12 protein-coding genes are annotated in these 14379 nt (G+C 71.0%); 6 read left to right on the forward strand and 6 right to left on the reverse strand.

Annotated features, from left to right (window positions below; translation table 11 throughout):
- The first annotated feature begins 5 nt into the window (after positions 1 to 5).
- Entirely contained in the window at positions 6 to 1028 is a 1023-nt protein-coding gene (locus tag SAM23877_RS09355) for a COX15/CtaA family protein (RefSeq protein WP_244902925.1), read from the forward strand.
- Between the two features lie 132 nt (positions 1029 to 1160).
- Here the strand turns inward: SAM23877_RS09355 and SAM23877_RS09360 are convergent, their stop codons facing one another.
- From SAM23877_RS09360 to SAM23877_RS09370, 3 genes are all read right to left on the reverse strand, one after another.
- Positions 1161 to 2267: an amidohydrolase family protein gene (locus tag SAM23877_RS09360; RefSeq protein WP_053128869.1), complete on the reverse strand. Its 1107-nt coding sequence runs from the start codon at positions 2265 to 2267 to the stop codon at positions 1161 to 1163.
- A gap of 82 nt (positions 2268 to 2349) precedes the next feature.
- On the reverse strand, positions 2350 to 2682 hold the full coding sequence (locus tag SAM23877_RS09365; RefSeq protein ID WP_053128871.1) for a hypothetical protein: 333 nt from the start codon (positions 2680 to 2682) through the stop codon (positions 2350 to 2352).
- Between the two features lie 114 nt (positions 2683 to 2796).
- Positions 2797 to 3765, reverse strand: coding sequence for a heme o synthase (locus tag SAM23877_RS09370; RefSeq protein WP_418080494.1), 969 nt, complete (start codon positions 3763 to 3765; stop codon positions 2797 to 2799).
- A 356-nt stretch (positions 3766 to 4121) separates the two neighbouring features.
- Between SAM23877_RS09370 and tkt the strand changes: the two genes are divergently transcribed.
- The 5 genes from tkt to pgl are packed head-to-tail and all read left to right on the forward strand — an operon-like array spanning position 4122 to position 10738.
- Positions 4122 to 6224, forward strand: a complete 2103-nt coding sequence (gene tkt, locus SAM23877_RS09375; RefSeq protein ID WP_053128880.1) for a transketolase — start codon at positions 4122 to 4124, stop codon at positions 6222 to 6224.
- 34 nt (positions 6225 to 6258) lie between these two features.
- Positions 6259 to 7377, forward strand: a complete 1119-nt coding sequence (tal, locus tag SAM23877_RS09380) for a transaldolase (protein ID WP_053128882.1) — start codon at positions 6259 to 6261, stop codon at positions 7375 to 7377.
- Between the two features lie 3 nt (positions 7378 to 7380).
- On the forward strand, positions 7381 to 8904 hold the full coding sequence (gene zwf, locus SAM23877_RS09385) for a glucose-6-phosphate dehydrogenase (protein WP_053128884.1): 1524 nt from the start codon (positions 7381 to 7383) through the stop codon (positions 8902 to 8904).
- Positions 8901 to 9959 carry a glucose-6-phosphate dehydrogenase assembly protein OpcA gene (gene opcA, locus SAM23877_RS09390; RefSeq protein ID WP_053128885.1) on the forward strand — a complete coding sequence of 353 codons (1059 nt, stop codon included), beginning with the start codon at positions 8901 to 8903 and terminating at the stop codon, positions 9957 to 9959. The genes zwf and opcA overlap by 4 nt, the downstream gene beginning before the upstream one ends.
- The gene (gene pgl / locus SAM23877_RS09395) at positions 9956 to 10738 is read left to right on the forward strand and encodes a 6-phosphogluconolactonase (protein WP_053128888.1); all 783 of its coding nucleotides are present in this window, start codon (positions 9956 to 9958) and stop codon (positions 10736 to 10738) included. The genes opcA and pgl overlap by 4 nt, the downstream gene beginning before the upstream one ends.
- 58 nt (positions 10739 to 10796) lie before the next feature.
- Here the strand turns inward: pgl and SAM23877_RS09400 are convergent, their stop codons facing one another.
- The 3 genes from SAM23877_RS09400 to SAM23877_RS09410 are packed head-to-tail and all read right to left on the reverse strand — an operon-like array spanning position 10797 to position 14346.
- A complete protein-coding gene (locus tag SAM23877_RS09400) occupies positions 10797 to 11636 on the reverse strand; it encodes a carbohydrate ABC transporter permease (RefSeq protein ID WP_053128890.1) in 840 nt (279 codons plus the stop codon).
- 10 nt (positions 11637 to 11646) lie between these two features.
- On the reverse strand, positions 11647 to 13011 hold the full coding sequence (locus tag SAM23877_RS09405) for a carbohydrate ABC transporter permease (RefSeq protein WP_053128893.1): 1365 nt from the start codon (positions 13009 to 13011) through the stop codon (positions 11647 to 11649).
- A 6-nt stretch (positions 13012 to 13017) separates the two neighbouring features.
- The gene (locus tag SAM23877_RS09410; protein WP_053128895.1) at positions 13018 to 14346 is read right to left on the reverse strand and encodes an ABC transporter substrate-binding protein; all 1329 of its coding nucleotides are present in this window, start codon (positions 14344 to 14346) and stop codon (positions 13018 to 13020) included.
- Positions 14347 to 14379: the final 33 nt, after the last annotated feature.

A 14379-nucleotide genomic window follows, 5' to 3' on the forward strand; every position in this document is an offset into this window, starting at 1 on the left:
CTACGATGGACCGCGTGCCAAACGTGACCCGTGCCGACACCGCAGCCGCCGTGCGCAACCCGCTCGCCTTCATCGCCGCGCGCTGGACCCCGGACCCCCGGACGGTTCAGCGGGCGGTCCTCGTCGCGCTCGCCATGTCGGTGGTCATCGTGATCACCGGCGGCGCGGTGCGCCTGACCGGCTCGGGCCTCGGCTGCCCGACCTGGCCCAAGTGCACCGACGACTCGCTGACCACCACCAGCGAGATGGGCTTCCACGGCGTCATCGAGTTCGGCAACCGCCTGCTGACCTACGTGCTGTGCGCCGCGGTCGGCTGGGCGATCATCGCCGCGCGGTCGCAGAAGCCGTACCGGCGCAGCCTGACGCGGCTCGGCTGGGCACAGTTCTGGATCGTGATGGGCAACGCGATCCTCGGCGGCATCGTGGTCCTGGTCGGCCTCAACCCGTACACCGTCGCGGCGCACTTCCTGCTGTCCAGCGCGCTGATCGCGGTCGCGACCGTGATGTGGCAGCGCACCCGGGAGGGGGACGGGGCCCCGCGCCCGCTGGTCGGCGGCTCCGTCCGTCAGCTGGTGTGGGTGATGATCGTCGTCTCCGCCCTGCTGATCGCGGTGGGCACGGTGGTCACCGGTGCGGGCCCGCACGCGGGTGACTCCAGCGAGGTCGAGCGGATGCCGATCGACTGGGAGACGGTGAGCAAGGCGCACGCCGTCCTGGCCTGGATCGTCGTGACGCTCACCTTCGCCCTGTGGTTCGTGCTGAAGGCGGTCGACGCGCCCAAGGGCCCGCTGGCCCGCACCCGTGACCTGTTCCTGGTGCTGCTCGCCCAGGGCGTCATCGGCTACGTGCAGTACTTCACCGACCTCCCCGAGGTCCTGGTCGGGCTGCACATGTTCGGCTCCTGCCTGGTGTGGATCGCGACGCTGCGGGTGCTGCTGGCGCTGCGCGAGCGGACGCGGGAGACGGCACCCGGGCTGCCGGCCCAGGAGTACGAGGCGCCGAGCGTGTCGATGGCCGGTCCCCGGTGACTTCGGGTCGGCCCGGGCAGCTCCGGGCCGGCCCAGTCGGCTCCCGGCCGGCCCACGCCGCTCCCGGTCGGCCCGGACAGCTCCGGGCCGGCTGACCGCCGCGGACCTGCCCGCTTCGTACGGGCGCCGGGTTCACTCCAGCCCGTAGACCCGCTCGGCGTTCCCCGACGCGATCATCTCCGCCACCCGCTGCGCGTCCCCGAGGGACCACGCCCCCTCGGCCACCCAGGTGCCCAGCACCCTGCCGAGGGCGTCGCGGAACAGCCGGGCCGCGACCACGTGCAGCTCGGGCAGGCCCTGGGCTCCGCTGGAGAAGAGGATCTTGCCGAAGGGCGCCAGTTCCAGGATCTCCGCCAGCACCGTCGCCGCGCGGGCACCGGTGCGGACCAGGGCGGCGCCGGAGTCGGCGTAGACGTGCGGGAAGACGCCGGCCAGGTGGGCGGCGTGGCGGTGGTACGGGTAGCCGTGCAGCAGGATCAGGTCGGTGCCGAGGCCCGCGGTGGCCCGCACGAAGTCGGTGAGCAGGACCGGGTCGGTGCGGTCGATGCGCAGGCCCGGCTCGCCGAGGCCGGCGTGCAGCTGGAGCGGCAGCCCCGAGGCGACGGCGATCCACAGCAGGTGGCGCAGCAGGACGGGGTCGCTCAGCTCGCCGCCGACCTCGCGTCCGGTCAGCCAGCGGGCGGCGGCGCCGCGCACCTCGCCCGGCCCGGGAGGCTCGGGCGCGAGGGCCAGACCGTGCCGTACCCCCGCGACCGAGGTGAAGGCGACCGCGTCGGCGGCGACGCCGTGCACGGCCTCGGCGAGGTTGGCGAGGAAGGAGTCGACGGTGCCGGAGGTGTCGGCGACCTGCTCGGCCAGCAGTTCCAGGCGCACGATCTCGTGGGTGTCGGCGTCCGCGGCGCGGGCCATCTCCGCGGGGCCCGTGAGGTCACCGGGCAGCCCCGCGTCGACCAGGTAGGTCGTGATGCCGCTGCCCCGCAGCAGCCGGCGGTCGGCCTCCAGGACGCCCAGTTCGCGGCGCCGGGCCAGGTAGTGGGCGGGCGGGCAGTGCGGCTCCAGGCCGAGCAGGGGCGGGCACCAGCGGCGTACCGCGAAGCCGGTCTGGGTGTCGAAGAGGGTGGTGCCCGGCGCGGGCGGGCCCTCGGTACGGGCCAGCTGGGCCTCGAAGGTGCCGAGGCCCAGCTCCGTTCTCAGGACGCCGTGGCAGTACTGGTCCACCAGGGACGGCGTTTCGATCATCCGGACTCCCCGTGATGGGACCGTGCGCCTCGCGGCTCGTACGCCTTGCGGCTCTCCACGGTCCTAACGGGTGAACCCGGTCTCAGGTGTTGCTCGGCCCGCCCACCTGGATGCCCGCCATGCGCGACCACTCGTAGGGGCCGGTCTCCACCTTGGCCGCGAACTCGCCGTCGAAGTCCTCGTGGACGGTGATGCCCGACTTCTCCACGGCCTTGTGGGCCGTCTGGTGGGAGCGCGCGACGAGGTCGCCCCAGGCACCGTCCGCGCCGACGAGCACGATCCGGGCGCCGCGCTCGCCGAGGTAGGCCACCTGGCCCTCGGCGCCGCCGTGCGCCTTGGAGAAGGAGTCGATCCGCCGGGCGAGTCGGGCCGCCTCGCGCTCGGCCTTCGCGTCAACCTGCTGCGTGTCTGCCATGACCAGGATGCTACCGACGGGTAGATCAATCGGCGACGGGCGGGGTGCGTGGCCTTGGCCACGCACCCCGCCCGTCGGACGCTCTTCTGGAACGGTTGTTCGGCGAGCAGGCGCTCAGCGCAGGAAGGGGTCCACCGCGATCGCCAGGAACAGGACCGACACGTAGGTGATCGACCAGTGGAACAGCCGCATCTCCTTGAGCTTGCCGCCCGTGACCTCGGCCTTGGCGCGGTTCTGCAGCCCGTGGGCCTCCCACAGCCACATGCCGCCGGCCAGCAGGGCCACCGCCGTGTAGAACCAGCCGGTGTAGCCGAGCGGCGTCAGCAGCAGCGACACACCGACCATCACCCAGCTGTAGAGGACGATCTGCCGGGCGACGACCTTGTTGGAGGCCACGACCGGGAGCATCGGCACGCCGACGCGTGCGTAGTCCTCCTTGACCTTCATGGACAGCGGCCAGTAGTGCGGGGGCGTCCAGAAGAACATCACGCCGAAGAGGATGACCGGCGCCCAGGACATCGAGTTGGTCACGGCCGACCAGCCGATGAGCACCGGCAGGCAGCCGGCGATACCGCCCCAGACGATGTTCTGCGAGGTGCGGCGCTTGAGGATCATCGTGTAGACGACCACGTAGAAGAGGAGCGCACCGAGCGAGAGCCAGGCCGACAGCCAGTTGACGGTGAGACCGAACAGCAGCGTGGAGACGACGGCCAGGCCGATACCGAACGCGAGGCATTCGCGCGGGCTGACCATGCCGGTCACCAGCGGACGCTGCGAGGTCCGGTCCATCAGCGCGTCGATGTCGCGGTCGATGTACATGTTCAGCGCGTTCGCGCCGCCCGCGGACAGGTAGCCGCCGACGCAGGTCAGCAGCACCAGCTTCAGATCCGGAACACCCTGCTCGGCCAGGAACATCACCGGAACGGTGGTGATCAGCAGAAGCTCGATGATCCGCGGCTTGGTCAGCGCCACGAACGCCTTGACACGGGCCCCGAACGGCCGGTGACTCGGGCTCTGGCTCGTCCCGATAACCCCCGCAGGACGGGATTCAACGGCCGTCACGCACACCCCTGACAGAGACATCCCAGCAAGCCCCGCCGTGTGAAGTGGCGGTAAAGGCTCGCGCGTACCACGCCACTTTAGACGTTGCCCGTACCTCGGCCTTCGCGGGGGTGGGGTCGTGTTGGCGAGGGCGCTCCGACGTGCGTTCGGAGAGTCGATTGAGCGGTCAGATGAGCGGCTCCGTATTCACTTGCCGAATGCGGTTTCACCCAGTCGACAGGCGGATCGCGAAGAGTCCCGGCAGTCTGGTTTCCAGCGGAAAAACGCACGTACTTACGGGGGTAGGCTCGACAACGGCCGGCCGACTCACGGACGCGCCGGCAGCCGGTGCACCCGTGCACCGGCATCCGACATGTGGAGAGGAGCCCTGACTCAGGGTGAGCACCAAGCCGACCACCACAGACCTCGAGTGGACCGAACTGGACCAGCGGGCCGTGGACACCGCCCGCGTCCTGGCCGCCGATGCCGTACAGAAGGTTGGCAACGGCCATCCGGGTACGGCGATGAGCCTGGCGCCCGCCGCCTACACCCTCTTCCAGAAGGTGATGCGGCACGACCCGGCCGACGCGAACTGGGTCGGACGCGACCGTTTCGTGCTGTCCGCCGGCCACTCGTCCCTGACCCTCTACACCCAGCTGTACCTGGCCGGCTTCGGCCTGGAGCTGGCGGACCTCGAGTCCTTCCGGACGTGGGGCTCCAAGACCCCCGGTCACCCGGAGTACGGCCACACCACGGGCGTGGAGACGACGACCGGCCCGCTCGGCCAGGGTGTCGCCAACGCGGTGGGCATGGCGATGGCCGCCCGCTACGAGCGCGGTCTGTTCGACCCGGAGGCCGCCGAGGGCACCTCCCCGTTCGACCACTTCGTCTACTGCATCGCCGGTGACGGCTGCCTCCAGGAGGGCATCTCCGCCGAAGCCTCCTCCCTCGCCGGCCACCAGAAGCTCGGCAACCTGGTCCTGCTGTGGGACGACAACCACATCTCGATCGAGGGCGACACCGAGACCGCCGTCTCCGAGGACACCTGCAAGCGGTACGAGGCGTACGGCTGGCACGTGCAGCGCGTCGCCCCGAAGCCGGACGGCGACCTGGACCCGAACGCGCTCTACGACGCGATCGAGGCGGCGAAGAAGGTCACCGACCGCCCCTCCTTCATCGCGATGCGCTCGATCATCGCCTGGCCCGCCCCGAACGCGCAGAACACCGAGGCCGCGCACGGCTCGGCGCTCGGCGACGACGAGGTCGCCGCGACCAAGCGCGTGCTGGGCTTCGACCCGGAGAAGACCTTCGAGGTCTCCGACGAGGTCATCGGCCACACCCGCAAGGCGCTGGAGAAGGGCCAGGCGGCCCGCGCCGTGTGGGAGAAGGCCTACCAGCAGTGGCGGGACAACAACCCCGAGCGCGCCGCCGAGTACGACCGGATCGCCAGGGGCGAGCTCCCCAAGGGCTGGGAGGAGAAGATCCCGGTCTTCGAGACCGGCAAGGGTGTGGCCACCCGTGCCGCCTCCGGCAAGATCCTCCAGGCGCTCGGCGCGGTCGTCCCCGAGCTGTGGGGCGGCTCGGCCGACCTGGCCGGCTCGAACAACACGACGATCGACAAGACGTCGTCCTTCCTCCCGGCGGGCAACCCGCTGCCCGAGGCGGACCCGTACGGCCGCACCATCCACTTCGGCATCCGCGAGCACGCGATGGCCGCGGAGATGAACGGCATCGCGCTGCACGGCAACACGCGCATCTACGGCGGCACCTTCCTGGTGTTCTCCGACTACATGCGCAACGCGGTGCGCCTGTCCGCGCTGATGCACCTGCCGGTGACGTACGTGTGGACGCACGACTCCATCGGCCTCGGTGAGGACGGTCCGACCCACCAGCCCGTCGAACACCTCGCCTCGCTGCGCGCCATCCCGGGTCTGAACGTGGTCCGTCCGGCCGACGCCAACGAGACCGCCATCGCCTGGCGTGAGGTCCTGCGCCGCTGGACCAAGGAGTTCGGCAAGGGCCAGCCGCACGGTCTGGCGCTGACCCGCCAGGGCGTGCCGACGTACGAGGCGAACGAGGACGCGGCCAAGGGCGGCTACGTGCTGTTCGACGCCGAGGGGCCCGAAGGACAGAGCGCCGAGGCCGAGGTCGTCCTGATCGCCACCGGTTCCGAGGTGCACGTGGCCGTGGAGGCCCGCGAGGCGCTCCAGGCCGACGGCGTGCCGACGCGCGTGGTGTCCATGCCGTGCGTGGAGTGGTTCGAGCAGCAGGACCAGGGGTACCGGGACAGCGTCCTGCCTCCGTCCGTGAGGGCGCGGGTCGCGGTGGAGGCCGGGATCGGTCTCACCTGGCACAAGTACGTCGGGGACGCCGGCCGGATCGTCTCCCTGGAGCACTTCGGTGCCTCGGCCGACGGCAAGCTGCTCTTCGAGGAGTTCGGCTTCACCGCCGAGAACGTGGCCGCCCAGGCGAGGGAATCGATCGCCGCAGCCCAGCGCTGACGCCCGTACACGACACGTAGGAGATGCATTTTCCATGACAGACGCACTCAAGCGCCTCTCCGATGAAGGCGTCGCGATCTGGCTGGACGACCTGTCGCGCAAGCGGATCACGTCCGGCAACCTCGCCGAGCTGATCGACCAGCAGCACGTCGTGGGCGTCACCACCAACCCGTCGATCTTCCAGAAGGCGATCTCGCAGGGCGACGGTTACGACCAGCAGCTCTCCGACCTGGCCTTCCGCAAGGTCACGGTCGAAGAGGCGATCCGCATGATCACCACGGCGGACGTCCGCGACGCCGCCGACATCCTGCGCCCCGTCTTCGACGCCACCGGCGGCAAGGACGGGCGGGTCTCCATCGAGGTCGACCCGCGCCTCGCGCACAACACCAAGGCGACGGTCGCCGAGGCCAAGCAGCTCGCCTGGCTGGTGGACCGGCCCAACACGCTCATCAAGATCCCGGCGACCGAGGCCGGCATCCCGGCGATCGCCGAGGTCATCGGCCTGGGCATCAGCGTCAACGTGACGCTGATCTTCTCGCTGGAGCGCTACCGCCTGGTCATGGACGCCTTCCTGACCGGCCTGGAGAAGGCCAAGGAGCGCGGCCTGGACCTCTCCCGGATCCACTCCGTGGCGTCCTTCTTCGTGTCCCGCGTGGACACCGAGATCGACAAGCGCCTCGACGCGCTCGGCACCGACGAGGCCAAGGCCGCCCGCGGCAAGGCCGCCGTCGCCAACGCCCGTCTCGCCTACCAGGCGTACGAGGAGGTCTTCTCGACGGACCGCTGGAGCGCCCTGGAGAAGGCCGGCGCCAACAAGCAGCGTCCGCTGTGGGCGTCGACCGGCGTGAAGGACAAGGCGTACAGCGACACCATGTACGTCACCGACCTGGTCGCGCCCAACACGGTGAACACCATGCCGGAGGCGACGCTGCTGGCCACCGAGGACCACGGCGAGATCACCGGGAACACCGTCGCCGGCACCTACGAGCAGGCCCGCGCCGACCTCGACGCCGTCGAGAAGCTCGGGATCGGCTACGACGAGGTGGTCCAGCTGCTGGAGAAGGAGGGCGTCGACAAGTTCGAGGACTCCTGGAACGACCTGCTGAAGTCGACCGAGGCCGAGCTGAAGCGCCTCGCTCCCTCGGAGGGCTAGAAATTGTCAAGCAGCAATCCGCTGCGTGACCCCGCAGACCGACGGCTCCCGCGCATCGCGGGGCCGTCGGGTCTGGTCATCTTCGGCGTCACCGGTGATCTGTCCCGCAAGAAGCTCATGCCCGCCGTGTACGACCTCGCGAACCGTGGTCTGCTGCCGCCGGGCTTCTCGCTCGTCGGCTTCGCCCGCCGCGACTGGGAGCACGAGGACTTCGCCCAGGTCGTGCACGACGCCGTCAAGGAACACTCCCGTACGCCGTTCCGCGAGGAGGTCTGGCAGCAGCTCATCCAGGGGATGCGCTTCGTCCAGGGCACCTTCGACGACGACGACGCGTTCGAACGGCTGCGCGCCACCATCGAGGACCTGGACAAGGCGCAGGGCACGGGAGGCAACTTCGCCTTCTACCTGTCGGTGCCGCCGAAGTCCTTCCCGGTCGTCATCCAGCAGCTGAAGAAGCACCAGCTGGCCGACCAGACGAACGGCTCCTGGCGCCGCGCGGTGATCGAGAAGCCCTTCGGCCACGACCTGAGGTCGGCCGAGGAACTCAACGCGATCGTCCACGAGGTCTTCGGCTCCGACCAGGTCTTCCGCATCGACCACTACCTGGGCAAGGAGACCGTCCAGAACATCCTGGCGCTGCGGTTCGCCAACACGATGTTCGAACCGATCTGGAACCGGTCGTACGTCGACCACGTGCAGATCACCATGGCCGAGGACATCGGCATCGGCGGCCGGGCCGGCTACTACGACGGGATCGGCGCCGCCCGCGACGTCATCCAGAACCACCTGCTCCAGCTGCTCGCGCTGACCGCCATGGAGGAGCCCGCCTCCTTCGACGCGGACGCGCTGGCCGCGGAGAAGACCAAGGTGCTCGGCGCGGTCCGGCTGCCCAGGGACCTGGGCCGGGACACGGTGCGCGGCCAGTACGCGGCCGGGTGGCAGGGCGGCGCGAAGGCCGTCGGCTACCTGGAGGAGGAGGGCATCGACCCGAAGTCGAAGACCGACACCTATGCCGCGATCAAGGTGGGCATCGACAACCGCCGCTGGGCGGGCGTCCCCTTCTACCTGCGCACCGGCAAGCGGCTCGGCCGCCGGGTGACGGAGATCGCGGTCGTCTTCCAGCGGGCCCCGCACTCCCCCTTCGACACGACGGCCACCGAGGAACTCGGCTCGAACGCGATCGTCATCCGCGTCCAGCCCGACGAGGGCGTCACCGTCCGCTTCGGTTCCAAGGTGCCGGGCACCTCGATGGAGATCCGGGACGTGTCCATGGACTTCGCCTACGGCGAGTCCTTCACGGAGTCCAGCCCGGAGGCGTACGAACGCCTCATCCTCGACGTGCTGCTCGGCGACGCGAACCTCTTCCCGCGCACCGAGGAGGTCGAGCTGTCCTGGAAGATCCTCGACCCGATCGAGCAGTACTGGGACCAGCACGGCACCCCGGCGCAGTACCCGGCCGGCACCTGGGGCCCCGTCGAGGCGGACGAAATGCTCGAGCGAGACGGACGGAGCTGGCGCCGGCCATGAAGACAGACCTCACGGACACCACGGCCAGCAAGATCAACAAGGCGCTGGTGCTGGGGCGCCGGGCCATCGGCACGCCCGCCATCGGCATGGTGCTCACGCTGGTCATCGTCACCGACGAGGAGAACGCCTACGACGCGCTGAAGGCCGCGAGCGACGCCGCGCACGAGCACCCCTCACGCACGCTCGTGGTCATCAAGCGGGTCTCTCGTTCGCCCCGGGACCGCACGAAGTCCCGGCTGGACGCGGAGGTACGCCTCGGCGCCGACGCGGGCACCGGCGAGACGATCGTGCTGCGCCTGTACGGCGACGTCGTCGACCACGCCCAGTCGGTGGTCCTGCCGCTGCTGCTGCCGGACGCGCCGGTCGTGGTGTGGTGGCCGGTGAACGCGCCGCTGAACCCGGCCGGGGACCCGCTGGGCGCGCTGGCCCAGCGCCGGGTCACCGACACCTACGCCTGCGAGCAGCCGGTACGGGAGCTCGCCGCCCGGGCCGACGCCTACACGCCGGGCGACACCGACCTGTCCTGGACCCGCATCACGCCGTGGCGCTCGATGCTGGCGGCGGCCCTGGACCAGGTCGACTGCAAGGTGCAGTCGGTCGAGGTGGAGGGCGAGGCGGACAACCCGAGCTGCGAACTGCTGGCGATGTGGCTGGCGGACCGGCTGGACGTCCCGGTCGAGCGCACCGTGTCGAACGGCCCGGGTCTGACTGCGGTCCGGATGGACACCGACTGCGGTCCGGTGGTCCTGGACCGGGCCGACGGCTCGCTGGCGAACCTGTCCATCCAGGGTCAGCCGGCCCGCGCGGTCGCGCTCAAGCGCCGCGAGACGGCCGAGCTGATCGCGGAGGAGCTGCGGCGCCTCGACCCGGACGACACGTACGCCTCGGCGCTGCGGTTCGGGGTGGACCGGCTCAACGCGCCCCGCAAAGGGGACGCGGGCGGTGACGGCGGCGGGGCCGTCGCGGTCGCCGCTCCCGTCGGGACGGTCGCGAAGGCCCGCGCGAAGGACGCGGCGCAGGAGAAGGCACCGGTGAAGAAGGCGGCGGCGAAGTGAGCACTCCCCAACTGGTCGTGCACCGCGACAAGGAGCTGATGGCCCAGGCCGCGGCGGCACGGCTGCTCACGAAGATCGTGGACGCGCAGGCCTCCCGGGGCAGCGCGTCCGTCGTCCTCACCGGTGGCCGCAACGGCAACGGCCTGCTGGCCGCGCTCGCGGGCTCCCCGGCCCGGGACGCCGTCGACTGGAGCCGCCTGGACCTGTGGTGGGGCGACGAGCGCTTCCTGCCGGAGGGCGACCCGGAGCGCAACGTCACCCAGGCCCGGGAAGCCCTGCTGGACTCGGTGCCGCTGGACCCCGGGCGGGTGCACGCGATGCCGGCGTCCGACGGTCCGTACGGCTCGGACGTGGAGGCCGCGGCGGCCGCGTACGCGCGGGAGCTGGCCGAGGCCTCCGTCCCCGAGAACCACGCCGCGGTGCCGTCCTTCGACGTCCTGCTGCTGGGCGTCGGCCCGGACACGCACGTGGCGTCGCTCTTCCCGGAGCACCCGGGCGTACGGGAGACGGAGCGCACGGTGATCGGCGTCCACGGCTCGCCCAAGCCGCCCCCCACCCGCGTCTCGCTGACCCTGCCGGCCATCCGCACGGCCCGTGAGGTGTGGCTGCTCGCGGCGGGTGAGGACAAGGCGAACGCGGTCGCGATGGCCCTCTCGGACGCGGGCGAGATCCAGGCCCCGGCGGCCGGGGCGCGGGGCCGCTCCCGCACGTTGTGGCTGTTGGACGCGGCGGCGGCTTCGCGGCTGCCGCGGTCCCTGTACCCGCCGGCGTCGGCGTAGCAACCCGGGAACGGGACGGGGCGGCGGGGCCGAAAGCCCCGCCGCCCCGTCCCGCGCCTCACTTCACCGACCCCGCCATGACGCCCTGCACGAAGTGCCGCTGGAAGGCGAAGAACACGACCACCGGCACCACCAGCGACAGGAACGCCCCCGGCGCCAGTACGTCGATGTTGCTGCCGAACTGCCGGATCTGCGACTGGAGTTCCACCGTCAGCGGCTGTGCGGAGCTGTCCGCGAAGAGGAGCGCCACCAGCATGTCGTTCCACACCCACAGGAACTGGAAGATGGCGAGGCTGGCGATCGCCGGCCGTCCCACCGGCAGCACCAGACGCGTGAAGATCCGCCACTCGTTGCCGCCGTCCATCCGCGCGGCCTCCAGCATCTCCTTCGGCATCTCGGCGAAGTAGTTCCGCAGCAGGAACACCGCGAACGGCAGTCCGTACGCCACGTGGAAGAGCACCACGCCCGGGATGGTCCCGAACAGCCCCAGCTGCCCGAAGATCTTGGCGACCGGCAGCAGTCCGATCTGCACGGGCACCACCAGCAGCGCCACGACGACCAGGAAGACCGCCTCCCGGCCCGGGAAGTCCAGCCAGGCGAAGGCGTACCCGGCGAGCGCCCCGACGACCACGACGAGCACGGTCGTCGGCACGGAGATCAGCACCGTGTTCCAGAAGGCCTGGGTGATGCCCGAGTTGCCCAGCAGGGCCGAGTAGTTGTCGAGGGACAGCTGCCCGGGACTGGCCAGAGCGGTCCACCAGCCGCCCTTCGCCGTGTCCTCGGCGGACCGCAGCGAGGACAGGAACAGTCCGGCCAGCGGTGTCATCCACACGAGACCGACGAGCACGAGGAAGGCCTGGACGACCCCGTTGCCCAGATAGCGCCGCACGGCGTTCATCGCTGACTCCTCATCGCTGACTCCTCCTGAAGCGGCGGACGTTGAAGACCATGGCCGGGACGACGAGCAGCAGGAGCAGCACGCCCAGCGCACTGCCGAGCCCCTGGTTGTTGCCGCCGCCGAACGACACCAGCCACATCTGCGTCGCCAGGACCGTCGCGTCCTCCTGCACGGGCCCGGGCGCGATGATGTAGACGAGGTCGAAGACCTTCATCACGTTGATCACGAGGGTGATGAAGACGACCGTCAGCACCGGCGCCAGCAGCGGCACGGTGATCCGCCGGAAGATCTGCCATTCGTTCGCGCCGTCCATCCGCGCCGCCTCCAGCGCGTCGCGCGGCAGCGAGGACAGCCCGGCGCCGATCAGCACCATCGCGAACCCGGTCCAGATCCACAGGTACGCCCCGATGATCGCGGGCGTGACCAGTGCGGGCCCGAGCCACGAGACGCCCTCGTAGGGCGGGGCGAAGTTCGAGGCGGGGAGCTTCACGGCGTACGAGCCCTGCTCCAGCGAGCCGAACCGGAAGGAGCCGTCGGCCGCGGTGGTCGTGGTCGCCACCGTGCGGCCGTCGCGCACCGCCTCGACCGTCATCTCGGGCAGCCCGCTCTCGCGCCGGTCCACCCGGCCCTGCTCCCCTCCCCCGCCGGGCGTGAAGTCCAGGTAGACGACGCCGCGCAGCTCGTCGGCGGCCGCCTCGCGCCCCGCCGCCCCGTAGGCGGGCCGCGCGCCGGAGGGCAGGTCGCCGGGCAGCACCCCGACCAGCCCCAGTGCCACCGTGTCCCCCGGCGCCACGCCCGCACCCGTCCGGTACGAGCCGTCCGCCTCCTCGGCCAGGCCGCCGTCCTGTCCGTCCCGCGCCCGGGCGGTCGGGTAGGAGGACGTGCCGGTGAAGGCGTCGTGGACACCGGTCACGGCGGCGTTGAGGACGCCCTTGTCCGGGTCGTGGTCGTAGGCGAGCCGGAAGATGATGCCGGCGGCCAGGAAGGACACCGCCATGGGCATGAAGAGCAGCAGCTTGAAGGCGGTGGCCCAGCGGACCTTCTCGACCAGCACGGCGAGGACCAGACCGAGGCCGGTGAGCAGGGTGGGTGCGACGACGACCCACAGGGCCGTGTTGCGGACGGCCTTGAGGGTGGCCGGGTCGCGGAACATCTCGGTGTAGTTGTCGCCGCCCACGAAGCGGGTGCCCGAGGCGTCGAAGAAGCTGCGCCCGACGGAGAACAGCACCGGGTAGACGACGAGCGCGCCCAGCAGGAGCAGCGCGGGGAGGACGAAGAGCAGGGCGACGGCCGCCCGGCGCCGCCGGGGGCGCCGCACGCGGGCCGGGCCGGGGACGGTGGGCGGGCTCGTCTCTTTCACCAGGGTCGAGGTCATGACCGGTCAGCCCTTGTAGGCCTTGGCCGCCGCGGCCTCCAGCTGCGCCGCGGTCTCCTCGGGGTCGGACGGGTCGCGCAGGAAGTCCTGGAGGAGCTTCCACTCGCCGGTGCCCTTGGTGCCGCCGAAGGCCGCCGGTGCCTGGTCGGACATGTCGAAGCGGACCGAGTCCCCGGCGCCGACGAGGGACTTGGCCGTGGCGCGGCTGACGTCGTCCCCGTACGCGGCCGGGTCGAGGTTCTTGTTCGGGGAGAGGAAACCGCCCGCCTCGGCCCACACGGCCGCGGCCTCCGGCGTGGCGAGGTACTCCAGGAGCGCCATGCCGGCCTTCGCGTTCTTGCCGTCCTTGAGGACGACGGCCGCGTCACCGCCGCTGACCACCGGCGCCTCGCCGCCGCCGACCGCGGGGAAGGGGAAGAAGTCGGCGTCCTCGCCGATCTCCCTGCCGAACTGGTCCTTGGCGACCCCGGCGACGAAGTCGCCCTCGTAGACCATGCCGGCCTCGGGCTTCGGGCCGAAGACCTTCTCCACGGAGCCCGGGAAGTCGGTGTTCAGTGCGCCCTTCTGGCCGCCCTCGATCAGCTGCTCGTCCTTGAAGAGCTTGCCGAGGGTGGTGAGCGCCCGGACCACGCTCGGGTCGGTCCACTTCAGCTCGTGGGCGGCGAGGGCGTCGTACTTCTCGGGTCCGGCCTGGGAGAGGTAGACGTTCTCGAACCAGTCGGTGAGCGTCCAGCCGTCCTGGCCGGCGACGGAGAAGGCGGCGAGTCCGGAGTCGGAGACGGTCCGCCCGGCCTCCAGCATCTCGTCGTACGTCGTCGGCGGTTCGACCCCGGCCTGGGTGAGGGCCTCGGGGCTGTACCAGACGGTCGACTTGTGGGCGGCCTTGAAGTAGAGGCCGTAGAGGCTGCCGTCGACGGTGCCGTACGTCTTCCAGACGTCCGCGAAGTGGGTGTCCACGGACTTCCGGGCCGTCTCGGACAGCGGCTCCAGCCAGCCCTTGCCGGCGAACTGCTTGAGCACGCCGACCTGCGGGACCATCACCACGTCGGGGGCGTTGCCGCCCTCGATCTTGCTGCCGACGACGGTGGAGACGTTGTCGCCGGTGGAGACGAAGGAGGTCTTGGCGCCGGTCTTCTCGGTGAAGGCGTCCAGCACCTTCTGGAAGTTCTCCTGCTCGGTACCGGACCAGACGCCGGCGACGGTGACCGTCTGGCCGCCGAGCGCCTTGTCACCGCCGCCGGCCGTGACGGGGCCCGAGCCTCCGCAGGCGGTCGTGCCGAGGGCGAGGGCGAGGGCGGTGCAGCCGGTGAGCAGGGTGGTACGTCGTCGCGTCATCGTCGATGTCCCTTCGAGGGTGGGGCGAGCACG

It is taken from the genome of Streptomyces ambofaciens ATCC 23877 (genome assembly GCF_001267885.1).
Classification (GTDB): Bacteria; Actinomycetota; Actinomycetes; order Streptomycetales; family Streptomycetaceae; genus Streptomyces; species Streptomyces ambofaciens.